The organism is Pantoea sp. RG18, assembly GCF_025910075.1.
In the GTDB taxonomy this organism is placed as follows: domain Bacteria; phylum Pseudomonadota; class Gammaproteobacteria; order Enterobacterales; family Enterobacteriaceae; genus Pantoea; species Pantoea agglomerans.
This window is the reverse complement of the sequence record NZ_JAPCIL010000002.1, coordinates 900590-925406: the sequence shown is the minus strand read 5'-3', so window position 1 is coordinate 925406 and position 24817 is coordinate 900590. Positions and strand designations below refer to the sequence as shown.

General features: G+C 56.2%; 18 protein-coding genes. 10 read left to right on the top strand and 8 right to left on the bottom strand.

All coding sequences use genetic code 11. The features are described from left to right. Window positions 1-8 precede the first annotated feature (8 nt). The 3 genes from OK409_RS04750 to OK409_RS04740 all read right to left on the bottom strand — a co-directional run bounded on the left by OK409_RS04750 (window position 9) and on the right by OK409_RS04740 (window position 4706). The gene (locus tag OK409_RS04750) at window positions 9-1529 is read right to left on the bottom strand and encodes a carboxylesterase/lipase family protein (RefSeq protein WP_033771830.1); all 1521 of its coding nucleotides are present in this window, start codon (window positions 1527-1529) and stop codon (window positions 9-11) included. A 431-nt stretch (window positions 1530-1960) separates the two neighbouring features. Continuing rightward, window positions 1961-3304 (bottom strand): VOC family protein, encoded by a 1344-nt coding sequence (locus OK409_RS04745; protein WP_187510776.1) that lies wholly within the window; start codon window positions 3302-3304, stop codon window positions 1961-1963. A 67-nt stretch (window positions 3305-3371) separates the two neighbouring features. Beyond that, entirely contained in the window at window positions 3372-4706 is a 1335-nt protein-coding gene (locus OK409_RS04740) for an MFS transporter (RefSeq protein ID WP_045140321.1), read from the bottom strand. Window positions 4707-5028: 322 nt separating this feature from the next. Here OK409_RS04740 and OK409_RS04735 point away from each other — a divergent pair, with 322 nt between their 5' ends. Continuing rightward, the gene (locus OK409_RS04735; protein WP_010670205.1) at window positions 5029-5949 is read left to right on the top strand and encodes a LysR substrate-binding domain-containing protein; all 921 of its coding nucleotides are present in this window, start codon (window positions 5029-5031) and stop codon (window positions 5947-5949) included. On the opposite strand, the gene smrA is transcribed toward OK409_RS04735, so the two are convergent. Further along, a complete protein-coding gene (smrA, locus tag OK409_RS04730; protein WP_010244689.1) occupies window positions 5946-6512 on the bottom strand; it encodes a DNA endonuclease SmrA in 567 nt (188 codons plus the stop codon). The genes OK409_RS04735 and smrA overlap by 4 nt on opposite strands. A gap of 317 nt (window positions 6513-6829) precedes the next feature. Here smrA and OK409_RS04725 point away from each other — a divergent pair, with 317 nt between their 5' ends. After that, a complete protein-coding gene (locus OK409_RS04725; RefSeq protein ID WP_010244686.1) occupies window positions 6830-7582 on the top strand; it encodes an FNR family transcription factor in 753 nt (250 codons plus the stop codon). Between the two features lie 117 nt (window positions 7583-7699). Beyond that, window positions 7700-8656, top strand: a complete 957-nt coding sequence (gene uspE, locus OK409_RS04720; RefSeq protein WP_010244683.1) for a universal stress protein UspE — start codon at window positions 7700-7702, stop codon at window positions 8654-8656. 46 nt (window positions 8657-8702) lie between these two features. Here the strand turns inward: uspE and pntB are convergent, their stop codons facing one another. Both pntB and pntA read right to left on the bottom strand, forming a co-directional pair. After that, complete coding sequence (pntB, locus tag OK409_RS04715) at window positions 8703-10091, bottom strand: Re/Si-specific NAD(P)(+) transhydrogenase subunit beta (RefSeq protein ID WP_010670206.1); 1389 nt, start codon at window positions 10089-10091, stop codon at window positions 8703-8705. Window positions 10092-10094: 3 nt separating this feature from the next. Then, on the bottom strand, window positions 10095-11627 hold the full coding sequence (gene pntA, locus OK409_RS04710; protein WP_010670207.1) for a Re/Si-specific NAD(P)(+) transhydrogenase subunit alpha: 1533 nt from the start codon (window positions 11625-11627) through the stop codon (window positions 10095-10097). Window positions 11628-12167: 540 nt separating this feature from the next. Between pntA and ydgH the strand changes: the two genes are divergently transcribed. Further along, a complete protein-coding gene (gene ydgH / locus OK409_RS04705) occupies window positions 12168-13121 on the top strand; it encodes a DUF1471 family protein YdgH (protein ID WP_010244673.1) in 954 nt (317 codons plus the stop codon). A gap of 206 nt (window positions 13122-13327) precedes the next feature. Next, window positions 13328-14719 carry a basic amino acid/polyamine antiporter gene (locus OK409_RS04700; protein WP_064704291.1) on the top strand — a complete coding sequence of 464 codons (1392 nt, stop codon included), beginning with the start codon at window positions 13328-13330 and terminating at the stop codon, window positions 14717-14719. Window positions 14720-14846: 127 nt separating this feature from the next. Here the strand turns inward: OK409_RS04700 and OK409_RS04695 are convergent, their stop codons facing one another. Then, window positions 14847-15260: a hypothetical protein gene (locus tag OK409_RS04695; RefSeq protein WP_010244668.1), complete on the bottom strand. Its 414-nt coding sequence runs from the start codon at window positions 15258-15260 to the stop codon at window positions 14847-14849. A gap of 178 nt (window positions 15261-15438) precedes the next feature. Here OK409_RS04695 and rstA point away from each other — a divergent pair, with 178 nt between their 5' ends. The 5 genes from rstA to OK409_RS04670 all read left to right on the top strand — a co-directional run bounded on the left by rstA (window position 15439) and on the right by OK409_RS04670 (window position 20743). After that, window positions 15439-16164, top strand: a complete 726-nt coding sequence (gene rstA / locus OK409_RS04690; RefSeq protein ID WP_010244666.1) for a two-component system response regulator RstA — start codon at window positions 15439-15441, stop codon at window positions 16162-16164. Continuing rightward, window positions 16161-17462, top strand: a complete 1302-nt coding sequence (gene rstB, locus OK409_RS04685; protein ID WP_187513648.1) for a two-component system sensor histidine kinase RstB — start codon at window positions 16161-16163, stop codon at window positions 17460-17462. Before rstA ends, rstB begins: the two co-directional genes overlap by 4 nt. A 19-nt stretch (window positions 17463-17481) precedes the next feature. Beyond that, window positions 17482-18969, top strand: a complete 1488-nt coding sequence (locus OK409_RS04680; RefSeq protein WP_264366809.1) for a carboxypeptidase M32 — start codon at window positions 17482-17484, stop codon at window positions 18967-18969. A gap of 159 nt (window positions 18970-19128) precedes the next feature. After that, window positions 19129-19656: an acid resistance repetitive basic protein Asr gene (gene asr / locus OK409_RS04675; RefSeq protein WP_182504710.1), complete on the top strand. Its 528-nt coding sequence runs from the start codon at window positions 19129-19131 to the stop codon at window positions 19654-19656. Window positions 19657-19933: 277 nt separating this feature from the next. Continuing rightward, window positions 19934-20743, top strand: a complete 810-nt coding sequence (locus tag OK409_RS04670) for a trypsin-like serine peptidase (protein WP_264366808.1) — start codon at window positions 19934-19936, stop codon at window positions 20741-20743. A gap of 58 nt (window positions 20744-20801) precedes the next feature. Here OK409_RS04670 and hrpA read toward each other — a convergent pair whose 3' ends face one another. Next, entirely contained in the window at window positions 20802-24704 is a 3903-nt protein-coding gene (gene hrpA / locus OK409_RS04665; RefSeq protein ID WP_264366807.1) for an ATP-dependent RNA helicase HrpA, read from the bottom strand. Window positions 24705-24817: the final 113 nt, after the last annotated feature.

The following is a 24817-nucleotide window of genomic DNA, read 5'->3' as shown; positions in this document are numbered from 1 at the left end:
GCCACTCCTTAAAGCCTGACCATACGGCTCATTAATAGCCGGAAAAGCCGCATACGGGCGCGCATAAAGTTCCGCTTCAGAACCAGCCCGCTCTTCCGATTATCACCAAGTGACATCGTCACGTCAGAGCCCGGGTGCCAGGCTGGCCACACGACTTCCCCCTCCAGCTGATGCTTATATTCCGTAGCATCACGGGCAAAGGTAAACCAGTACTCGCTGACCCGTGCCGCAAATGCCCGATCGGCCTCACTGAAGGGTCGTTCTTCGTTGGGATCCGGCATCTGACTCAGCGTGTTCAGCACATAAGGCACTTCGTTGCCGTGCCAGGTGCCGTGCGGATAGAGGTCACGGGCATGTTCAGAGACATAATCAAACCAGTAGCGCCAGCCTGGCATTCCGGCATTGTGCTGCGCCCGCATCACCAGCCACGGCACCAGACTGAATGCCATATCGCGCGCCACGGCACGTCCCAGCCGCTGATCGTCATGAATGTCATACATCCATTTCAGCGTCCGGTAAGTGAGACGATTTTTATCGCGTAGCTGATGCAACACTGCGGTGGCATCCACGCCAAAATATTCCAGCACGCTGGCTTCATCGCTGTTGCTGCCCGCCATCAGCGGCAGACGGTGCTGTTTTGCAGCCATAAAGGTTTTCAGCATCGGCTCAGGCAGGACAGCGTCACCCGCAATCGGCACCGGCGGGATCGCCAGCGGCCCTTCCAGCGACCAGAAGGCATCGGCAGGCAGTGCGCGCAGGTCATCAGCGCTGGCATCGGGCGGCAGACCGAAATGGCGGGCCACCGCCATACCCTGCTGACGCGCTTTTTTCAGCGGCGTATCAGGCAGGCTGTAGGCGCTCTGCACAATCCCTTTATGAAACAGCCCTTCGGCCAGTGGCGAACAGCAGAGTGACAGCACGCTGCGTGCGCCTGAGGATTCACCGAAAAGTGTCACATTGCGGCGGTCGCCGCCAAAGGCAGGAATGTTGCGCTGCACCCACTGCAGTGCGGCAATCTGATCCAGCAGGCCAAAATTGTTAACCGTGCTGGCAACAGGGTATTCAGCATCCAGGGCCGGATGAGAGAAGAAACCGAGATGGCCGAGCCGGTAGTTGAGCGTCACCACCACCGCGCCGCGTGAAGCCATCGGCTTGCCGTTGTAAGGTGCCAGCCCGCCAGCACCAATGGTGTAGCCACCACCGTGCAGCCATACCATCACCGGCAGGGGTTTCACGGGCGCGACATCGGGCGTCCAGACATTAAGGTAGAGGCAGTCTTCGCTGAACTCACCCGGATCGCCACCGCCCACGGCCTGGCAGTAAGTGCGATTTTGCCAGCCGGAAGCCCCAAACGCGGTGGCGTCGCGCACCTGCTGCCAGGGCGTAACCGGCTGAGGCGGACGCCAGCGCAGTGCGCCAAGCGGTGCCGCCGCATAAGGTATGCCTTTGAATACGAAAAGGTCATCGTCCATGCATCCACGCAACTCCCCCTCAGCAGTCATGATCCTCAGACCTGTTTCGTTTTTCATTCCTGTTTCCCTGTTCAAACGTCCCTCCATTATTTGCAGGCCCGCCAGCATTGTCCAGGTACGGAAGGGATTTGCAGAATATGCCGAAGCGTGAGGGGCAGGCGTGAACATGCTCATCAACAGGTTCAGAGAGTCAGTTAGGGTTATGATTCAACGTTGTTTATCTTTTCGCAATTGGTCAATGACGCTGCCAGCGCCGGAGTGGCGAGTCGTTGCTCTGTTATCACGTGCGGTTGTGCGGCTGTTAATCAGTCAGTCTGCTAATAGATTAAGATACTCACGCGGGTAAACCTGCGCTGAGCGGTAAAGCGTTGTTTTTCCCCAGTCCTGTCAGCATATTACCCGCGTTGCCCCACTTCAGGTCCACTGGCCTTAGCAGGGCGAGTGCGGAGAAAGCGTTGCGGGCAACGCGCCTGTTGCCTGCAGAGGCGTCAGTCTGGCCGTAAGCCACACTGGGCCAGCGAGCGCTGCTGGCGCTCTTCGTATAGCGCCATCTCATCCAGCACGACAGCGCCCAGCGCGGCTTCAAATGCCTGGCGGCTCGCCTGTCCCGCCGAACGAACCTGCGCCCGATCGCCGAGGTTGGACTGGAAAATGCCCGCCGCGCTGACGGGCAGAAAATCTTCGTAGATGATAGGGTCTGCCAGCACACGACCTTCTTCGATGAGGGTCTCCAGCGATTCACCCTGAGCCGGCGGCGTCGCGATGCCCTTTTCACTCAGGCGATAATGGAACCAGGCCAGCTCCTGCTGGCGCAGCGTGGTTTCGTCGTCGGGGAAGTCACGGAAAATCGCCGCCAGATGTTGCTGATGCTGCTGATTATCCTGACCGCTGCCCGCCTCGCTGAGTAGCCGATCGTAGAGCGCACGGCCCTGAGGCGTCAGCGCCACGCCGCGCTGCTCAATTTCACCGAAGCGTGCAGTATGGGTTCCCTGATGCCCATCCTTAAAGATGATCGGCTCTTCCAGCGCTTTAAAGCTGGTCTGACGTAACAGGATCGGCACCTGACGACGCGGCGGTCCCTCGATCAGGGTTTTCGGATCGATACCGCGCGACGGCATCAGTTGCTGTACGCGGTCAATATCCAGCGTGCGCGGCGTGAGATGGTTGATGTGGCAGCCGGGAAAGCAGACCACGTCAGCGATCAGCCGATGCTGCTGGTTCAGCGCCTGATAGGTCTGACTGTCCACGCTGCTATGGGCATGCCAGCGGAAGGTTTCCAGTGCTTCGGTAACAAACTCAGTGGCCTGCTCGTCGGTTAATCCGCCCTGCTGCTGATGCAGTTCCAGAAGCGCCCGGCAACGGGGGGTGAAAATGTCGCGCGCGGCAAGAATCTCCGCCGCCTTTTCACGCAGCGCGCGGTCGTCGATCAGTTCAGGGCGTAACAGCGAGGTAAAGACCCGAAAGGGATTGCGCCGCAGCGCCGCATCGGTGACCGGCCGGAACGCCGTGGAGTGCACCGGCACACCAGCCTGAGAGAGATCGTAATAGCCAACCGGGTGCATTCCCATCACCGCAAACAGCTGCCGCAGTGTGGCTAATTCGTCTGCCGTGCCCACACGGATCGCACCGTGACGTTCCAGGTTGAGTCGGTCGATCTCATCGGCTGCGGTGAGACGATCTTTCAGCGCGATATCCGCTTCCAGCGCGCGGTCGTTGACGGTCGCCACCAGCTGCATCAGCGTGCCATATTGCGGCACTTCCTGCTGATACATAGCTGACATCGCTTGAGAGAAACGGGTGCGGATGAGATCCGCACTGAGAAAGTTGTCCATCTTATCCACCTGACACCGTTAGCGTTGCTGCTAATGTAATGCAACAGGCTGGCCTCAGCGGAAAAAATCACGAATCTGTGATCGGCTTAAAGCCGTAGCGGTTTTTTAACAGCAGCATCAGGGTGGTGATCACAGCCGGTATTGCCAGCAGCAGAAAGATAACGCTGAAAGACCATCCAAGAGACATCATCTCTGCGCCAACGAAGGCGCTTAAAATCGCGCCGATGCGGCCCACTCCATGCATCCAGCTGGAACCGGTAGCGCGGGCGTGGGTAGGATAATAGCTGGCGGATAAGGCATTCATACCAGTATTGGCCCCGTTGAAACAGAAGCCACTGCAAAAGGCGATGGCACTCATCATGCCCACTTCCGCGGGTGAAAAGCCCAGTGCCACAATAAACAGACCGCCGCAGCCGTAGATCGCCGCCAGCGCCAGATTAGCGTTGAAGCGATCCATCATCCAGCCCGCAAACAGGGAGCCCAGCGTCCCGCCCGCCTGATACATCGCGGTGATAATCGCCGCTTCGGTCACTGACATGCCCAGGGTGTTGACCAGCGACGGCAGCCAGCTGCCAATCAGGTAAACCATGAACAGCCCCATAAAGTAGCCGCCCCACAGCATGGTGCTGCCAAACAGATAGCGGCGTGAAAGTACGGTGCCTATCGCGCCGCTCACCGGCATGGTGGCCTCAGGCGCGTGAAACGCACAATCTGGCGCGGTTTTGCCCGGCATCATCCGGTCGAGGATGGCGTGAATGCGGGCAGCCGGTGCGCCACGGCTGATAAGAAATCGCACCGACTCCGGCAGGCCGCGGATCAGTAATGGCAACACCAGCAGCGGCAGAATACCGCCCAGCAGCAGCACGGAGTGCCAGTCATAGCGCGGTAACAGCCAGGAGGCAGCAAATCCCCCGCTGGCGGCACCAAAGGTAAAGCCGCAGAACACCACCGTGATGATAAAAGCCCGCCGCCGCTCAGGTGCATATTCCGCCACCAGCGTGCCGACGTTGGGCATCGCCGCACCCAGTCCCAGCCCCGTCAGGAAACGGAACAGCATCATCTGCTCAATGTTCTGTGACAGCGCCGTTGCCAGCGTCCAGAGACCGAAAAAGAAGACGCTGAGGATAATCATCATGCGACGGCCATAGCGGTCAGCCAGCGGCCCTGCCACCATGGCACCCAGCGCCAGCCCGATTAACGCTGCGCTGATGACGACCCCGAGCTGATGATTGCTCACCCCCCACGCGGCTTTCAGTGTCGGCGCAATAAATCCCATGATCGCAATGTCCATGCCATCGAGTGCCACCACGATAAAACAGAGCGCAATGAGCCGCTTTTGCCAGTGGCTCAGCCCCTGCTGGTTGATAAGCTGGCGGACATCTACCGCCTCGACGCTGGTCAATGAACACTCCTCTGGAGTAACGAAATCTGACATCAGTTTAAGTAAAAAAAACGGCGCTAATGATAGCCGATCGTTAACCTTAAGCGGTCAGATTTTTATATGATATTGAGAATTATTCAACTTTAAGCTGTTAAGTTATTGATATACCGTAGTCAGAGGATGGCGTATTTCAGCGGCATACCCGGCTGAGCGCTTTTTAATCAGAGAGTTAAAGGGTAACGCGGTCATTTCGAATCGTTTGTTAAAATAAATTTGCAGCAAAGTTAACACAATTGATTTTTAACAGTTGCCTGAAGCCGGTCATTCTCATTAAGTTTAGGATATGGAAAAAAATATCCTTTTCAATCAGCGCATTCGCTTGCGCCATCTACATACCTTTGTTGCGGTTGCGCAGCAAGGCACACTGGGCCGGGCGGCAGAGACGCTTAGCCTCAGCCAGCCTGCCCTCTCCAAGACCCTGAATGAGCTGGAGGAGCTGACTGGCGTTCGTCTGTTTGAACGTGGCCGGCTGGGCGCGCAGCTGACCACCATGGGAGAGCAGTTTCTGACCCATGCGGTGCGGGTGCTCGACGCACTAAACCATGCCGGACAGAGTTTTAATGAGCAGCCGGGCGATGCGCCGGTGATTATCCGGCTGGGGGCATTGACCACTGCTGCGATGGGGATGCTGCCACGCATCCTGGATCGTTTTCATCAATTGCAGCCCAACACCACCATTCAGGTGGCGACACTTCACAATAATGTGTTGCTGGCAGGCTTGCGCGGCGGTGAATTCGATATCGGCATTGGCCGGATGGCGGACAGCGCCATGATGACCGGGCTGACCTATGAATTGCTGTTTCTGGAATCGCTCAAGCTGGTGGTCAGGCCGGAACACCCGCTTTTAAGTGACAACGTCACGCTTTCGCGTGCGATGCAGTGGCCGGTGGTGATATCGCCCGAGGGCACGGCTCCGCGCCGGATTGCACAGCAGATGCTGGATGAACAGGGCTGCACCCTTCCGCCTCACTGCATTGAGACCTCTTCGACTTCACTGGCACGCCAGCTGGCTCTTCGCTACGACTACATCTGGTTCGTCCCTTCCGGGGCGATTAAAGAGGATCTGAGCCACAACGCTGTTTGTGCGCTGCCGATCGCCTCTTCCGGGCCGGGCGAACCGGTGGGCATCATTACCCGCACCGGCGCAGAACTGAGCCTGAGTGCTGAAGTGCTGATGTCCACCATCCGTAAGTTTCACAGTTAGCGGCTGCGTTTCGCATGCCGCTCGCGGTTTTCAAGCCGGGCTTTATCGGTTTTGCGCAATCCGACATAAAGCGCCCCGGCCCCGCCATGCCGGGTCTGGGCCACGCAAAAGGTCTGTACGTCATCAAACTGCTTTAGCCAGCGCGCCAGATAGCTGCGCACAATGTTGGCATGAGATTCATCATCACGACCTTTACCGTGGATGATCAGCAGATTGCGCAATCCCTGTTTGTGCGCCTGCATCATAAAGTTAAAGAGCGCCTGACGACAGGTTTCGACCGGTTGCCGCAACAGATTGAGGCTGGCATCCAGCTGATACTCTCCTCTGCGCAGTTTATCCAGAATCCCCTGCTGAATGCCGTCGGCTTTATATTCCAGCGGGGTATTGAGTGGAACGATCTCCAGATCGCCCCGGGTCAGGAAATTCTCCAGCTCAGATTCACCTGGCGGTTTTCGTGGCGCCTTCGTTGAGGGTGCTTTGAGCCACAAGGTTGTGGTGGTGTCTTTTAACGGCGTGACATCGCCCATGGCATCCCGAAAGAGATCATTATCATCAAGGTTCATGGTTTTCTCACACCTGGTTAAAATTGATGGAATGTGCAAATCACGCTTTACCCGTTAGCGTAGCAAAAGCTGGAATCACCGGCCCACCCCACTTTTTCGAAAGTCACTGCCAGTGCAGAAGCGTGTGACAGATCACATAAGCGGAAAGTTTTCTTGACAGTCGGCACTGTCGGGATTCTGAGAAGCCCGTCACATCAGCGTTTGTCGTTGTGTGCTTAGTCCATAATATTTGTAAGTGTAAAACTGCTCGGATGAGTTCCCTTCAGCACAAAAAATGTTAAAATTGACCCCAGTCAATAATCGTCGAGCAAACCATTATGATCCCTGAAAAACGCAGCATTCGTCGTATTCAGTCGGGCGGTTGTGCCATTCACTGCCAGGATTGCAGCATCAGTCAGCTCTGCATCCCCTTTACGCTAAATGAACATGAGCTGGATCAGCTCGACAATATCATTGAGCGTAAAAAACCCATTCAGAAAGGGCAAACGCTTTTCAAAGCAGGCGATGAACTCAAGTCTCTGTATGCGATTCGCTCCGGCACCATTAAAAGCTACACCATCACTGAACAGGGTGATGAGCAGATCACCGGTTTCCATCTGGCGGGCGATTTAGTCGGCTTTGACGCGATTATGGGCTCCAGCCATCCCAGCTTTGCGCAGGCGCTGGAAACGGCAATGGTGTGTGAGATCCCTTTTGAAACGCTTGATGATTTGTCCGGCAAAATGCCGGCCCTGCGTCAGCAGATGATGCGTCTGATGAGCGGTGAAATCAAAGGCGATCAGGACATGATCCTGCTGCTGTCGAAGAAAAATGCTGAAGAGCGCCTGGCGGCGTTTATCTGGAACCTTTCCCGTCGTTTTGGCCAGCGCGGCTTTTCACAGCGCGAATTCCGCCTCACCATGACGCGTGGCGATATCGGTAATTACCTGGGCCTGACGGTTGAAACCATCAGCCGCCTGCTGGGGCGTTTTCAGAAGTCCGGTATGCTGGCGGTGAAAGGCAAGTACATCACGATTGAAAACCATGCCCTGCTGGAAGAGCTCGCCGGTCAGAGCCACCAGGCCGCCTGATCCTCAGCCGGATCAATAAATCTTATTTTGTTGATCCGGCAGTAACTTTTTCACTTCTTCCGCTGTGCAACATAGGCTATCTTTATTCCAGTCGCTCTGGTTTAAGGAGAACGCCTCATGTCCCAGTACCAAAATGTTCTGGTCGCCATTGATGCCCAGCAAGACGATCAGCCCGCGCTGCGACGTGCGGTCTATCTGAATCAACGTCTTGGCGGAAGAATTAAAGCCTTCCTGCCTATCTATGACTTCTCATATGAGATGACCACCCTGCTTTCACCGGATGAGCGCGCGTCGATGCGCCAGGGCGTGATCAGCCAGCGTACCGAATGGATCCGCGAGCAGGCCCGCGCTTACCTTGATGCCGGTGTCGAAATTGACATCAAAGTGATCTGGCACAACCGTCCCTACGAAGCCATTATTCAGGAAGTGCTCGCCCATCAGCATGACCTGGTGCTGAAGATGGCGCATCAGCACGATCGCCTTGAGTCAGTGATTTTCACTCCAACCGACTGGCACCTGCTGCGTAAATGCCCGTGTCCGGTGTGGATGGTCAAAGATCAGCCGTGGCCGGAAGGCGGTAAAGCGATTGTCGCGGTCAATCTTGCCAGCGAAGAGCCGCATCACGATGGCCTGAATCAGAAGCTGATTCGTGAAACGGTGATACTGGCGGAAAAGGTGAATCAGACCGAAGTGCATCTGGTCGGCGCCTACCCGATTACCCCTATCAATATTGCTATCGAACTGCCCGATTTTGATCCCAGCGTCTACAACGACGCGATCCGTGGTCAGCATCTGGTGGCAATGAAAGCGCTACGGCAGAAGTTCTCGATTGGTGAAGAGTTCACCCATGTGGCTAAGGGCCTGCCGGAAGAGGTCATCCCCGATCTGGCGGCACATCTGGGAGCCGGTGTGGTGGTGCTGGGAACGATTGGACGCACCGGCCTGTCGGCGGCATTCCTCGGTAATACGGCGGAACAGGTGATTGATCATCTGCGTTGCGATCTGCTGGCGCTTAAGCCGGACGATTTCAAATCGCCGATTGACCTGGATGATGAAGAGGATGAGGAAGATTAATCCTCCTCAGAAACAGAGAGGGCGGCTGATTAGCCGCCCTTTTTTATTACAGCGCTTTAAGAATCGCTTCCACGCTGGCTTTGGCATCGCCAAACAGCATCTGGCTATTCTCTTTGAAGAACAGCGGATTCTGCACCCCGGCATAGCCAGTGTTCATTGAGCGTTTGAACACTATCACGTTGTGCGCCTTCCACACTTCCAGCACCGGCATGCCCGCAATCGGACTGCGGGGATCATCCTGCGCCGCCGGGTTGACCGTGTCGTTAGCACCAATGACCAGCACCGTGTCGGTGTCACTGAAATCGTCGTTGATCTCATCCATCTCCAGCACCACGTCATAAGGCACTTTCGCCTCTGCCAGCAGCACGTTCATGTGACCCGGCAGACGCCCCGCCACCGGATGGATACCGAAGCGCACTTTGATGCCAAGCGCACGCAGTCGGGCAGTCATTTCCGCGACCGGATACTGCGCCTGCGCTACCGCCATGCCGTAGCCTGGGGTGATAATCACCGAGCTGGAAGCCTTGAGCATTTCAGCGGTCTCTTCAGCCGTAATCTCACGATGCTCGCCCGCTTCCTGACTTTCATCGCCACTGCTGGCTTCAGTACCAAAGCCGCCCGCGATCACGCTGATAAACGAACGGTTCATCGCTTTGCACATGATGTAGGAGAGGATCGCACCCGATGACCCCACCAGCGCACCGGTCACAATCAGTAGATCGTTGCTCAACATGAAACCAGCAGCGGCGGCGGCCCAGCCTGAATAGGAGTTAAGCATCGAGACCACGACCGGCATATCCGCGCCGCCAATCGACGCGACGAGATGCCAGCCAAACGCCAGCGCAATGACCGTCATCAGCAAGAGTGCAAACACCTGCACAGCCGTGCTGCTGGTGTTAACAAACCACAACAGCAGCAGGAACGAAACCACCAGCGCCAGCAGATTCAGCTTGTGACGATGCGGTAACGCTAACGGCCGTGAAGAGATTTTGCCGCACAGTTTGCCAAACGCCACCAGCGAGCCGGTGAAGGTGACGGCACCGATAAAGATACCGATAAACACTTCGCTGAGATGGATATTCTCCATCACCGCTGGCAGGCCAGGCGCATGGTCGATATAGCTGTTGATGCCCACCAGCACTGCGGCCAGGCCAACAAAGCTGTGCAGAATCGCCACCAGCTCTGGCATTTCCGTCATTTCGACTTTCTTCGCCAGACGAATGCCGATAGCGCCGCCGATGACCATCGCCAGCAGGATCCAGACCACATTACCGCTGTCCGGGCCAAATATGGTGGCGATCAGCGCAATCGCCATACCGCTGATACCGAAAATATTACCCCGCTTTGAGGTCTCATGACGCGAAAGACCAGCAAGGCTACAGATGAACAGAATCGCAGCCACAATATAGGCTGCAGTGACTAATCCGCCAGACATGTGTTACCCCTTACGAAACATTTTCAGCATGCGCTGGGTGACGGTGAAGCCACCAAAAATATTGATGCTGGCAATCAGCACGGCAATAAAGGAGATAAAGGTGACCCAGCCACCGTGGCCCATCTGCAAGACCGCACCGATAACGATGATGCCGGAAATAGCATTGGTTACGGACATCAGCGGTGTATGCAGCGCATGACTGACGTTCCAGACCACGTAATACCCCACCACGCAGGCGAGCGCGAACACGGTAAAATGGGAGAGGAAGTCGGCTGGTGCCACGTTTGCCAGGCAGCCAAACAGCACAATAGCCAGGGCGATCAGCAGATATTTACGCCACGGTGAAACGGGCTTCGCCTCAATCTTTTCTGACGGCTTGGCGGCGGCAGCGGCAGCCTGTGGCGCGGCGGAGACCTGAATCGGCGGGGCTGGCCAGGTCACTTCGCCATCGCGTACCACGGTGACGCCACGCACCACCACATCTTCGAAATCGACCTGGATTTCGCCATTCTTCTCTTTACACAGCAGCTTGATCAGATTGACCAGATTGGTGCCGTAGAGCTGGGAGGATTGTGTCGCCAGACGGCTGGGCAGATCGGTGTAACCGATGATTTTCACGCCATTCGGCGTGACGGTAACCTGGTCAGCGACGGTCAGCGCGCAGTTGCCGCCGGTCTGCGCCGCCAGATCAACAATGACGCTGCCCGGCTTCATGCTGGCGACCATCTCTTCGGTGATCAGTTTCGGAGCCGGTTTGCCTGGGATCAGCGCCGTGGTGACAATGATGTCCACGTCTCTGGCCTGACTGGCAAACAGCGCCATCTCAGCTTTGATGAAAGCCTCGGACATGACTTTGGCATAGCCGTCGCCGCTACCCGCTTCCTCTTCAAAGTCGAGCTCAAGGAATTCGGCGCCCATACTCTGCACCTGCTCTTTGACTTCGGGACGGGTATCAAACGCCCGGACAATCGCACCCAGGCTGCCCGCTGCGCCAATCGCGGCCAGCCCGGCAACACCGGCCCCAATCACCATCACTTTTGCCGGTGGCACTTTACCGGCTGCGGTGATCTGACCGGTAAAGAAGCGGCCAAATTCATGGGCGGCTTCGACAATGGCGCGATAACCGGCAATGTTCGCCATAGAACTCAGGGCATCCAGTGACTGCGCCCGTGAGATACGCGGCACTGAATCCATTGCCATTACCGTGACCTGACGTGCGGCCAGCTTTGACAGCAGCTCGGGATTCTGTGCGGGCCAGATAAAACTGACCAGCGTGCTGCCCGCACGCGTCAGCGCAATCTCTTCGTCATCCGGCGCATTCACCTTCAGCACGATATCGGACTGCCAGACCTGCTCTCTGTCGCTGAGTGTGGCACCGGCTGCGATATAGCTTTCATCATCGAAGCTGGCGCGTTTACCGGCGTCATGCTCAAGGGTGACGCTGAAACCCAGCTTGATGAGTTGTTCCACGGTCTTAGGCGTGGCGGCCACGCGCGACTCGTTTGGCAACCTTTCCTTGGGTATTCCAATTAACATAGTGTTTCCTTTCATCGGTTAAAGGATGATGGCCTGAACCTGCACCACGAGAGCGCGACTGAAACGCGATTTCAGCCGCTTTTGGACGAAACGCAGGTATTTCAAAGTGTTTATAAGCTACTGAAAATGTGACGAGCGATCTACAGCGACTACGCAGAGTGATGACATTCACCCAATTATGCAGTGTTCGGTTAAGAAACCTGCGTTATCCCACTGCAAAATAGTCTCACAGGCAGATAATCTGCCAGAGATAATTGTACCCGGACGAATTAACCAACAACAAAAATCTTTATTTAACAATGCATTAACTATTTTAGCGCTAACAGTTACCGCTTTTAGTGGTAACTGTCACTAAAACTGGCCATAACTGCGTTTGATGACAAACAAATGAAAAAATCATGGTTGAATAACGCGATCTGACACAAAAAATCGCTGCGACAGTCTGTTTATAACATGCAATAATCAGCGGCTATTCTGTTATACATCAAGAGTCCAGCACGTTTTCGTACTCATTTTTGCGTAAGGCGAAGGATTATTTTTATGAAGCTGAAGAACACTATTCTGGCGACCACTCTGTTGTCCCTGCTGGCAGCCAACGCATTCGCTGCGCAGGAACTTACGCCAGAAAAAGCGGCCGCGTTGAAGCCATTCGAACGTATTAATATCACCGGCCGTTTCAACGCAATTGGCGACGCTGCTGATGCGGTATCTAAGCGTGCAGATCAGATGGGCGCTGCCTCTTATTACATCCAGGCGATCAACGACAGCAACGGTAACAGCGGTAACTGGCGCGTTACGGCTGACCTCTATAAAGCCGATGCCCCGGCAGCCACAGAGTCAACGACTTACCGTCGCTTCAACGGCGTAAACGAACTGCCAAAAGCAGAAGCGTATAAACTCGAACCGTTCGATACCGTTTCGGTCAGCGGCTTCTTTGCCAGCCAGCCGGATGTAAACGACGCAATTTCGAAAGCCGCAAAACAGAAAGGCGCAGCCTCCTTCTTTATCGTTCGCCAGATCGATGCCAACAGCGGCGGCAATCAGTATGTCACCGCCTATGTCTATAAAGCGGATGCTAAAGAGCGCGCGGTGCAGACACCAAATGCGATTCCTGCCGATTCAGAAGCAGGTAAAGCCGCTCTGGCTACCGGTGGCGCTGCGGCGGCTAACGTAGAGATTCCGGGCGTGGCCTCGTCTGAAACGCCAAGCAACAAAGTGGGCCGTTTCTTCGAAACCCAAAGCTCTACCGGCAAGCGCTATACCGTCAATCTGCCAAACGGCAAATCGGTGCAGGAAGTGAATGCCATTACTGCTGCGCAGATGCAGCCGTTCGATACCGTAACCTTCACCGGTCACTTCGGTACGCCAACTGAGATTTCAGAAGAAGTGGCGAAGCGTGCGGCGGACAAAGGTGCCAAATTCTACCACGTTACCCGTCAGTGGCAGAACCAGAGTGGCGGTAACCTGACCGTCACGGCTGACCTGTTTAAGTAATCCTTCTCAGGGCGGCGCCTGCCGCCCTGCTGTTTGCATAATTCCTGCGCTGTTTTGCATAGTCACGCATTGCCATCCCCTGCCACACTCCGTAAAATCCCTCGCCTGTTTTACCGGATATTGTCCCTGTATTTTGCCTTTGGTGTGACATAACCCAGCGACAGAATCCGATTTACCCAGCCATATATGCTAGCGGGAAGGTTGTTTTGGAGAAAAAATTAGGTCTCGGTGCGCTGACGGCGCTGGTGCTCAGCTCTATGCTGGGCGCAGGCGTGTTCAGTCTGCCGCAAAATATGGCTGCAGTGGCTGGTCCGGCGGCGCTGCTGCTGGGCTGGCTGATTACCGGCGTCGGCATCATCTTTCTGTCGCTGGCGATGCTGCTGCTGACCCGCCTTAAACCCGAGCTGGATGGCGGCATCTTTACCTATGCCCGTGCCGGTTTCGGCGAGCTGATGGGCTTCTGCTCCGCCTGGGGCTACTGGCTGTGCGCCGTGATCGCCAACGTCTCCTATCTGGTGATTGTCTTCTCTGCCCTGAGCTTCTTCACCGATACGCCGGACCGGATTATCTTTGGCGATGGCAACACCTGGCAGGCGATGCTGGGTGCATCCGTGCTGTTGTGGCTGGTTCACTGGCTGGTGCTGCGCGGCGTTCAGACCGCTGCCAGCATTAATCTGATGGCGACGCTCGGCAAGCTGGTGCCGCTGCTGCTGTTTATTGTGCTGGCGGTGATGGCGTTCAACTATGATCGCTTCCGCTTTGATTTTTCCGGCGTCACGCTAGGGCAACCGCTATGGGAGCAGGTCAAACAGACCATGCTGATTACCCTGTGGGTCTTTATCGGCGTCGAGGGGGCGGTGGTGGTCTCTGCACGCGCGCGCCAGAAAAAGGATGTGGGCCGGGCTACATTATTCGCCGTGCTGGCCGCGTTGCTGGTCTATCTGCTGGTGACACTGCTGTCGCTTGGCGTGGTTCCACGTGCTGAACTGGCTGAGATGCGTAACCCTTCCATGGCGGGATTGATGACCCGACTGATGGGCAACTGGGGCGATGCGGTGATTGCGGTGGGTCTGGTTATCTCGGTGTGCGGTGCCTATCTGAGCTGGACGATTATGGCCGCTGAAGTGCCCCTGATTGCTGCGCAACAGGGTGCATTTCCACGCAGTATCGCCCGGCAAAACCGCCATAACGCGCCAGCCGCCTCACTGTGGCTGACCAACGGCAGTATTCAGCTCTGCCTGATCCTGATTGCCCTGACCGGTGCGAACTACAACAACCTGCTGACCATCGCCTCTGAGATGATTCTGGTGCCCTATCTGCTGGTGGGGTTATATCTGATCAAAGTGGTCCGCGGACAGCATAAGCCGCTGGCGATGGCGACCGGTATTGGTGCCAGCCTGTATGGCATCTGGCTGCTTTACGCCTCGGGGCCATTGCACCTGATGATGTCTGTGGTGCTCTATACACCGGGCCTGCTGCTGTTTCTGTTTGCACGACGCGGTGGCCGCGCAGAGTTTGCGCTGACTTCGCTGGAGCGGATTGCAATGGGATTGCTGATTGCCGCGACGCTGCCCGCCGTGTGGCAGCTGACGACTTAGCGCCTGGCCCGGCAGGCGTAATGGCTGCAGGCAGTGCGAACCCGGCCAGCGCGGAGCAACCAGGCGTACAGACAGTACGTGAGGATGGTGAGCACTGCCCAGGTTCAGAGCCTGATGGGAGAGGTTCTCAGTGTGACTGCACAGGTATTGAGACACACAGCAGGTCATCCTGCTGTGTCAGATTCAGCGGCCTGGAATATTCATGATGGATCGCGTCCAGCTGCTCCGCCGAAAGCGGATAAGGAAGCTGAATATCGAAGCGACTAATCTGCTGTTGTTCCGCAAGGGTAATCAGGCGCGCGATATTAATTTCGTCGCTGACCTGAGTAGAAATGATTTGTAATGCTAATTCTTTTAACGGGTCGTCACTGCCCTGTAAGCGGTGTGCCGATTTACGTGTCACCATGCCAAATATCGGCATCACACCATAAATAGCATCGACGAAGCTCCAGCGCTTTTTGCAGGAAGCGGAGAGAAAGTCACTGTAATTGAAGCAGATGCGGTCGGGGTATATGGCTGATGCCAGCTCTTTATCAGACACACTAACGCTCCTCATGATAATCATCAATATCCCAAACCTGGCGCAAAAAGGCCGCGCTAATGATTGCACATTTTGCCGGTTATATACCAGCAAGCCACGGATATTTCGTGCGGTAACGTAGAGCTCAGGACCAGGAAAAGATATGCTTCCGTCCATCCCTGTCTCTGCTTTGTGAACTATGAACAAAATTGTTTATGTAGAAGATGAACCCGAAGTGGGCTCACTGATTGCGGCCTATCTGGGTCGTCATGATATTGAGGTGATTGTCGAGATGCGCGGCGACCGTGCTGAAGCGGTCATTGCCGAACAGCAGCCCGATCTGGTGATGCTGGATATCATGTTGCCAGGCAAAGATGGCATGACTATCTGCCGTGACCTGCGGGCCAACTGGCAGGGGCCGATCGTGCTGCTCACCTCACTGGACAGCGACATGAACCATATTCTGGCCCTGGAGATGGGTGCGCAGGATTACATTCTGAAAACCACGCCGCCGGCGGTACTGCTGGCCCGCCTGCGCCTTCATCTGCGTCAGTCGCAGCAGGGACAGCCGGACGATGCGCCCAGCGCACCCGCCGCCAACCGTATGCTGCGTTTTGGCTCGCTGACCATCGATGCGCTGAACCGCCAGGTCACGCTGTTTGACGAGCAGATTGCCCTTTCCACCGCAGATTTCGATCTGCTGTGGGTACTCGCCAGCCATGCAGGCCAGACGCTTAACCGTGATGCGCTGCTGAAAACGTTGCGCGGGGTCAGCTATGACGGCCTTGACCGCAGCATCGACGTGGCCATCTCCCGGTTGCGCAAAAAGCTGCACGACAGCGCCACCGAGCCGTTCCGCATTAAAACCATTCGTAACAAAGGCTATCTGTTTGCGCCCCAGGCCTGGGATACCCGCGGACTATGAGAAAGCTTTTTATTCAGTTTTATCTGCTGCTGTTTGTCTGCTTTCTGGTGATGGCGCTGCTGGTGGGGCTGGTCTACAAGTTCACCGCTGAACGTGCGGGCCGCCAGTCAATGAATGACCTGATGGCCAGTTCGCTCTACCTGATCCGCAGCGAACTGCGCGAGATCCCGCCGCGTGACTGGAATAAAACCATCAAGAGTCTCGATCTCGGCCTGTCGTTCGACCTGCACATCGAGCCGATGAATAAATATCAGCTTGATGAAGGCAACATGCGTCGGTTGCGCGCCGGAGAGATCGTGGCGCTCGACGATCAATACACCTTTTTGCAGCACATTCCGCGTAGCCACTACGTATTGTCAGTCGGGCCGATTCCCTATCTCTTCTATCTGCATCAGATGCGACTGCTGGATATTGCCCTGCTGGTGTTTATAGGGATGTCACTGGCGCTGCCGGTGTTTATCTGGCTGCGCCCCCACTGGCAGGAGATGCAGCGACTGGAAAAAGCGGCTCAGCGCTTTGGCCGTGGCGAGCTGGACGTGCGCACCCATTTCGACAGCACCTCCAGCCTGTTCCGGCTCGGCATCGCCTTTAACCAGATGGCTGAGAACATCAATACGCTGGTTGCCAGTAAGAAGCAGCTGATAGACGGTATTGCGCATGAGCTACGCACACCGCTGGTGCGCCTGCGTTACCGGCTGGAGATGAGCGACAACCTCACGGATGGCGAACGGGTGGCGCTGAATCGCGATATCGGCCAGCTCGAAAGCCTGATTGAGGAGCTGCTGACCTATGCGCGTCTTGACCGGCCGCGCGTCGATCTCAATCTGAAATCGCTGGATTTGGCCAACTGGCTGCGCGAGCGGCTTGACGATTTCCGCACTATCAATCCCGACGTGCGGCTCGACCTTGAGCTGCCGCAGCGTGAAAACATCGGCATTTCTGATACCCGCCTGATGGAGCGGGTACTGGATAACCTGGTAAACAATGCGCTGCGTTATGCGCAACAGCGGCTGCGCGTCAGTTTGTGGTTCGACGGTCCGATAGGGTGTCTGCAGGTGGAAGATGACGGTCCCGGCATTCCGCCTGAAGAGCGTGAACGGGTTTTCGAACCCTTTGTCCGGCTGGACCCCAGCCGCGATCGCGCTACAGGCGGCTGCGGACTGGGACTTGCGATTGTGCACTCTATTGCCCAGGCGCTGAGCGGCAATGTGACTATTGAATCCAGTCCGCTGGGCGGCGCCAGCGTTCGCTTTTGCTGGCCGGTTGATCTAACCTTGCGGGAAATTCCGCTGCGTTAAAAACCACAAGGAGTCTTACGTGACCTCAGCGTATCAACAACTTACCAAGACGTTCCTGCGCCTTTCCCGTTTCAGCCACGTCACGGCCATCGCCGGATGTGACATGCAAACCACCATGCCGCCGGGCGGCAGTCAGGCGCGTGGTGAAGCGCTGGCCGAAATGAGCGTGTTGCAGCACCAGATCCTCACTGCCCCTCAGGTTGGTGAGTGGCTCAGGGCCGCAGAACAGCAGTCACTCAACGATGTTGAGCGGGCCAATCTTAACGAGATGCAGCGCGCTTACCAGCAGGCCACCCTGCTGCCTGATGATTTTGTTGAAGCCAAATCAATCGCCGGCTCGGTATGTGAACATGCATGGCGCACTCAGCGTCCCGCCAACGACTGGCAGGGCTTCGCCGCCAATCTCAAAGAGGTGGTGCGTCTGAGCCGCGAAGAGGCCCAGCGCCGCGCCGACGCCACTGGCTGCTCGCGTTACGATGCGCTGCTGGATCTTTATGAACCGGGGATGACCCGCGCCCGGCTGGATGAAACCTTTGGCGAACTGAAAACCTGGCTGCCAGATCTGTTACAGCAGGTCGTGGAAAAACAGGCGCAACAGACTGTTGTCACGCCGCAGGGGCCGTTCGCCCTGCCTGCTCAGCGTCAGCTCGGCCTGAGCATCATGGAAACGCTGGGTTTCGACTTTAACCATGGCCGGCTGGATATCAGTGCGCATCCCTTCTGCGGTGGCGTGCCGGAAGATGTGCGCATTACCACCCGTTACAACGAGAATGAGTTTCTCAGCGCCCTGATGGGCGTGATCCACGAAACCGGCCACGCCCGCTATGAGCAAAATCTGCCGCAGCAGTGGCGCGGGCAGCCGGTGGCGCTGGCGCGCTCCACCGCTATCCACGAATCACAAAGCCTGTTTATGGAGATGCAACTCGGTCGCAGCCGCGAATTCCTGCAGCGCATTCTGCCGCAGGTGATCGCCACCTTTGGCGACCAGCCTGCCCTGCAGGCGGATAATTTTGTGCGCCTGACCCAGCAGGTTAAGCCTGGACTGATCCGGGTTGACGCCGATGAGCTCAGCTATCCGGCGCATATCATTCTGCGTTATGAAATCGAGCAGGCGCTGATTGAAGGCGAGATTGAGGTTGAGGATATTCCGGCGCTGTGGGATGAGAAAATGATGCAGTCGCTGGGTCTGGATACCCGGGGTAACTACCGCGATGGCTGTATGCAGGATATCCACTGGACCGACGGCGCCTTTGGCTACTTCCCGACCTATACGCTGGGCGCGATGTACGCAGCACAGCTGTTCCGCTCAGTACATCTTGCGATTCCTCAGCTCAGCGAGCTGATTCAGCACGGTGAGCTGCAGCCGGTATTCGACTGGCTGCAACAGAACATCTGGCAGCACGGCAGCCGTTTCTCCACCGACCAGCTGCTGATCAACGCCACCGGCGAAGCGCTGAATCCGGCTTTCTTCCGCCAGCACCTTGAACAACGTTACCTGAATAGCTAAGCTCTCGGGCGGTCAGCTGACCGCCCTTTCCCGCCTTTGTACAATCGGTTACACGCCGATACCAAACACCCACGGACACCGTTCATTGATATCCCTATAGTCTCTTCACCGGCCCCGCAGTGGGCTACACATGAAAAAATAGTCTTCGAGGGATTTGCAATGAAAAAATTATTTGCACTGGTTGTCGCCGCTGCTATGGGTATGTCTTCTGTTGCTTTCGCTGCTGACACCACAGCTGCTCCAGCTGCTGCGCCAGCCGCAACAACCACTACTACCGCTGCAGCACCGGCTAAAACCGTTCACAAAACTGCGCACAAGAAACACCATAAAGCGACTCAGAAAGCGCAGGCTGCTAAGAAACACCACAAAAAAGCTGTGAAAAAAGATGCCGCGCAGAAAGCGCAGGCTGCTAAAAAAGTTCACCACAAAAAAGTAGCTAAACCTGCTGCACAGAAAGCCCAGGCCGCTAAAAAAGTTCACCACAAAAAAGCCACTAAACCAGCTGCTCAGAAAGCCCAGGCCGCTAAAAAAGTTCATCACAAAAAAGCCACTCAGCCAGCCGCTCAGAAAGCCCAGGCTGCTAAAAAAGTTCACCACAAAAAAGTAGCTAAACCAGCTACACAGAAAGCTCAGGCTGCTAAAAAAGTTCACCACAAAAAAGTTGTGAAACCAGCAGCTAAAAACTAAGGTCGCCTTCAGCGCACGGCCACGAGATGATGATTAAAAACACCCGGTTCTGCCGGGTGTTTCTTTACTGGAGTGGATGATATGGTGCGTCGCTATCGCTTCGAAATTATTCTGCTGGTGATGATCCTGTGTGGCATTGTTGCAGCAAGCTTTTTTGTTTAACCGCTGTAGCGTACTGATTAACCAATAAAACTCCCTTTTTCAACGCTCACCGACTATAGTTACCGTACTTACGTAATAACAATAACGTTAATTTTTTCTCGCCATTGAGATTTCTATGCGCCTGGCTACCCTGTTAATGGTTGGACTCTTCAGCTTTGCCACCACGGTTCATGCCGATGATGACGATGACTCGCCTACTCCTGCTGAAATTAAGATGCTGTTTTTCGGTAAGGATCATCGCCAGGCAATCACCGATATTACCGCTGCCCCCTGGGATGCCATTGGTCAGCTGGAAACCGAAAGCGGCAACCTCTGTACTGCCACACTCATCTCTCCGCATCTGGCGCTGACCGCCGGACACTGCCTGCTTGCCCCGCCGGGTAATTTCGATAAGCCGGTTGCGCTGCGATTTATGTCCAGCGATAAAGGCTGGCGCTACGAGCTTCATGATATTGATGCGCGGGTTGAACCCTCGCTGGCGTCAAAGTTAAAAGCGGATGGTGAAGGCTGGATCGTGCCGAGCAGTGCAGCCCCCTATGATTACGGCATCGTGATTTTACGCAATCCGCCCTCAGCGATTACGCCTATTCCGCTGTTCGATGGCTCACGCAGCGATCTCACTGCGGCGCTGAAGCTGACCGGACGCAAAGTGACGCAGGCGGGCTATCCGGCTGATCATCTGGACACGCTTTACTCCCACAGCAATTGCCTGATTACCGGCTGGGCGCAGCGCGCCGTGCTGTCGCATCAGTGTGACACCCTGCCAGGTGACAGTGGTTCGCCACTGCTGCTCAACAGCGATAAAGGCTGGCAGTTAATCGCGGTACAAAGCTCAGCACCGGCAGCGAAAGATCGCTATCTGGCTGATAACCGCGCGATTTCGGTCACCTCGTTTAAAGATAAGCTGGAATCCCTCGCGCAGTAGTCCGCACTCTCACTCCCCATCATCGGATGCGCGCCTGTTACGGCGCGCATCCCGGCGTTTAACCCGCTATCTGCTCCATCATCTGCAGAATACGCTTATCTGAGATGGGATAAGGCGTACCCAGCTGCTGAGCAAAGTAACTGATTCGCAGCTCTTCGATCATCCAGCGGATGCTCTGCACCTCTTCATCATCCTGACGCTGCGGCGGCAACTTGTTGCGCCACGCCTGATAAGCCTGCTCCACTGCCTGCACTTTTAACATCCGCGCACGATCGCTGTGCGGATCGGCAGGCAGTTTTTCCAGTCGGCGCTCAATCCCATGCAGATAACGCAGCGTATCGGCCAGTCGCTGCCAGCCGTTGCCGGTGACAAAGCCGCGATAAACCAGGCCACTTAACTGCGCTTTGATGTCAGATAACGCCAGCGCCATGGTCATATCGACCCGACCCTTCAGACGCTTATTGATGTTGAAGACTGCCGTCAGGATCTGCTCGACCTGCTTCGCGATGGTCACCACGGTTTCATTGAGTTCGCCGCGCACTTTGTCACGCAACTGCTCAAACGAGGTTTGATCCCAGGCCGGACCGCCCGCTTCCCCCATCAGCTTGTCGATGCCACAGGCGATGCAGTCGTCAATCAGCTCCAGCACTTTGCCATAAGGGTTAAAGTAGAGTCCGAGCTTGGCTTTGTTCGGCAACTTCTCGTGCAGATACTTAACCGGTGACGGCACATTCAGCAGCAGCAGGCGACGCTGACCGCGCCACATCATTTTTTGCTGCTCCTGCTCGCTGTCAAACAGGCGAATGGCGACGCTCTCTTTCTCGTCGACCAGCGCAGGCCAGGCTTTAACCTGGTAGCTGCCGCGCTTCTGTTCATAACTGCGTGGCAGATCGCCAAAACTCCAGATATGCAGCCCGCTCTGCTCCAGCCCGTCATCCGCCACTTTCGACAGCGTTTCCTGCACTTTGTCTTTCAGCTGTGCCTTAAGCGCAGTGAGATCTTTACCTTCCAGCAGTTTACGGTTGTGCTCGTCGACTACCCGGAACGTCATTTTCAGATGATCGGGCACCTGTTCCCACTGCCAGTTTTCCCGCTCCAGCGTGACGCCGGTCATGCGGCGAAATTCCCGCGCCAGCGCATCAGGCAGCGGCATCTCCATCGCTTTCACTCTTCCTAAGAACGCTTCGGCGTAATTGGGCGCAGGCACCAGGTTACGGCGCAGCGGCTTGGGCAGCGACTTAATCAGTGCGATGATTAGTTCACGGCGTACACCGGGGATCTGCCACTCAAAACCGCTATCCTCTACCTGGTTCAGCAGCGGCAGCGGAATATGTACCGTCACGCCATCCGCATCTGCGCCAGGCTCAAACTGATAACTCAGCTTAAGTTTGAGGTTGCCCTGATGCCAGAAGTTGGGGTAGTCGAGCTGACTGATTTTATCCGCACCCTCTTTGATCAGCATCTGCTTGTCGAAATTCAGCAGTTCTGCGTTTTCGCGACTGGCCTGTTTCCACCAGCTGTCGAAATGCTTCGCCGAGACCACCTCTTTGCCAATGCGCTGGTCATAAAAAGCAAACAGCGTTTCGTCATCAACCAGAATGTCGCGACGACGGGATTTGTGTTCCAGATCTTCCACTTCGCTGCGCAGCTTCTGGTTTGCGCGGAAGAAGGCGTGTCGGGTCTGCCAGTCGCCCTCCACCAGCGCGTGACGAATAAACAGTTCACGGCTCAGGGTGGGATCGATGCTGCCATAGTTAACTTTACGGGCGGCGACAATCGGCAGGCCATAGAGCGTGACTTTTTCGGTGGCCATCACCGCGCCCTGCGATTTCTCCCAGTGCGGTTCACTGTAGCTACGCTTGATCAGATGCTGTGCCAGCGGCTCAATCCACTCCGGTTCAATACGGCCCGCCGTTCGGCCCCACAGGCGGCTGGTCTCGACCAGTTCCGCCACCATGGTCCACTTCGGCGGCTTTTTAAACAGCCCGGAGCCAGGGAAGATCGCGAAGCGGGTATTGCGCGCGCCGGTATACTCCTGCTTATCGGTGTCTTTCTGCCCGATATGCGACAGCAGACCGCTTAACAGCGCGCAGTGGACGGGCTGCAGCTCAGCCGGTTCACTGTTAACCGGAATGCCAAGTTCACGCACCACCTGCCGCAGCTGGGTGTAGATATCATGCCATTCCCGCACGCGCAGATAGTTAAGGAAATCGCTTTTGCACTGGCGGCGGAAAACATTCCCGGACAGCGCTTTCTGCTGCTCCGCCAGGTAGTTCCAGAGATTCACATAGGCGAGGAAGTCGGAGTCTTTGTCGGCAAAGCGCCGGTGCTTCTCATCGGACGCCTGTTTTTTATCTGCCGGACGCTCACGCGGGTCCTGAATCGACAGGCCTGCGGTGATAATCATCACTTCGCGCACGCAGCCAAATTTCTGCGCTTCCAGCACCATCCGCGCCAGGCGGGGATCCACCGGCAGCTGCGCCAGCTGACGCCCGGAACCGGTAAGCTTATAGTGACCGGTCTCTTCGTTCAGGGTCAGCGCGCCCAGCTCTTCCAGCAGGCGGACGCCATCCTGGATATTGCGCTTATCGGGCGCTTCCACAAACGGGAAGGCGGCGATATCGCCGAGGCCCAGCGAGGTCATCTGCAGGATCACTGACGCCAGGTTGGTGCGCAGGATTTCAGGATCGGTAAAGGCCGGACGACTCAGGAAGTCATCTTCCGCGTAGAGACGGATACAGATACCGTCTGAAACGCGGCCGCAACGCCCTTTACGCTGGTTGGCAGACGCCTGTGATATCGGTTCAATCGGCAGGCGCTGCACTTTGGTACGGAAACTGTAACGACTGATACGCGCCGTACCAGGATCGATCACATATTTAATCCCAGGCACCGTCAGTGAGGTTTCCGCGACGTTGGTCGCCAGCACGATACGACGGCCACTGTGCGACTGAAACACCCGGTTCTGTTCGGCGTTCGACAGCCGTGCATAGAGCGGCAGCACTTCGGTGTGTGGCAGATCGCGTTTGTTCAGCGCGTCGGCGGTATCACGTATTTCACGCTCACCACTCATGAAGATCAGGATATCGCCCCGACTTTCCCGGCCCAGCTCATCTACGGCATCAAAAATCGCCTGCAGCTGGTCACGATCGCCATCATCCGCCTCTTCGATCACCGGCCGATAGCGCACTTCAACCGGATAGGTCCGGCCTGAGACTTCAATCACCGGCGCATTATTGAAATGACGCGAGAAACGCTGTGGATCGATGGTGGCGGAAGTGATAATCACTTTCAGATCGGGGCGACGCGGCAGCAGCTCACGCAGATAACCGAGCAGGAAATCGATATTCAGGCTGCGTTCGTGCGCTTCATCAATAATGATGGTGTCATATTGCATCAGCAGACGATCCTGCTGGATCTCCGCCAGCAGAATCCCGTCGGTCATCAGCTTAATCTGCGTCAGGTCGCTGACCTGGTCGTTAAACCGTACTTTATAGCCGACGCAGCCGCCCAGCGAAGTGCTGAGCTCATCGGCAATGCGATTCGCCACGGTACGTGCGGCCAGACGGCGCGGCTGCGTATGACCAATCAGACCCGTCACACCACGCCCCAGCGCCAGACAGATTTTCGGCAGCTGCGTGGTTTTACCCGAGCCGGTTTCACCGGCGACAATCACTACCTGGTGATCGCGAATCGCCTCAGCAATATCCTGCTGCTTCTGACTGACCGGCAGATTGTCCGGGAAGGTAATGGCTGGCGTGGCCGCACGGCGCTGGGCCACGCGCTGTTCGGCAGCGATAAAGTCCTGCTCAAGCTCGCTGGCAATGCCCTGCTGTGCCTCGGGGTTTTTAGCTTTTCTGGCACCCTGTAAACGGCGCTGTAACCGCTGGCGATCGCGCAGCATTACACCGTCGAGGCGTGACCAGAGCGCTGCCAGTGGGGAAGTATCGGGAGATGACATAATAGTGACGTACCTTACTCAGACGGTGTCGCTGCCTGAAGCAGCGCCCTGCAAGCCGGGATAACCAGCTGATTCAATAAAAATAATTGCGCGCATCATAGCACATTCTGAAC

Bases quoted from the DNA above. Each gene is read 5' to 3' on its own strand.
- OK409_RS04750 (WP_033771830.1), bottom strand. From the start codon at position 1,529: ATGAAAAACGAAACAGGTCTGAGGATCATGACTGCTGAGGGGGAGTTG.
- OK409_RS04745 (WP_187510776.1), bottom strand. From the start codon at position 3,304: ATGGACAACTTTCTCAGTGCGGATCTCATCCGCACCCGTTTCTCTCAA.
- OK409_RS04735 (WP_010670205.1), top strand. From the start codon at position 5,029: ATGGAAAAAAATATCCTTTTCAATCAGCGCATTCGCTTGCGCCATCTA.
- smrA (WP_010244689.1), bottom strand. From the start codon at position 6,512: ATGAACCTTGATGATAATGATCTCTTTCGGGATGCCATGGGCGATGTC.
- OK409_RS04725 (WP_010244686.1), top strand. From the start codon at position 6,830: ATGATCCCTGAAAAACGCAGCATTCGTCGTATTCAGTCGGGCGGTTGT.
- uspE (WP_010244683.1), top strand. From the start codon at position 7,700: ATGTCCCAGTACCAAAATGTTCTGGTCGCCATTGATGCCCAGCAAGAC.
- pntB (WP_010670206.1), bottom strand. From the start codon at position 10,091: ATGTCTGGCGGATTAGTCACTGCAGCCTATATTGTGGCTGCGATTCTG.
- pntA (WP_010670207.1), bottom strand. From the start codon at position 11,627: ATGTTAATTGGAATACCCAAGGAAAGGTTGCCAAACGAGTCGCGCGTG.
- ydgH (WP_010244673.1), top strand. From the start codon at position 12,168: ATGAAGCTGAAGAACACTATTCTGGCGACCACTCTGTTGTCCCTGCTG.
- rstA (WP_010244666.1), top strand. From the start codon at position 15,439: ATGAACAAAATTGTTTATGTAGAAGATGAACCCGAAGTGGGCTCACTG.
- rstB (WP_187513648.1), top strand. From the start codon at position 16,161: ATGAGAAAGCTTTTTATTCAGTTTTATCTGCTGCTGTTTGTCTGCTTT.
- asr (WP_182504710.1), top strand. From the start codon at position 19,129: ATGAAAAAATTATTTGCACTGGTTGTCGCCGCTGCTATGGGTATGTCT.
- OK409_RS04670 (WP_264366808.1), top strand. From the start codon at position 19,934: ATGCGCCTGGCTACCCTGTTAATGGTTGGACTCTTCAGCTTTGCCACC.
- hrpA (WP_264366807.1), bottom strand. From the start codon at position 24,704: ATGTCATCTCCCGATACTTCCCCACTGGCAGCGCTCTGGTCACGCCTC.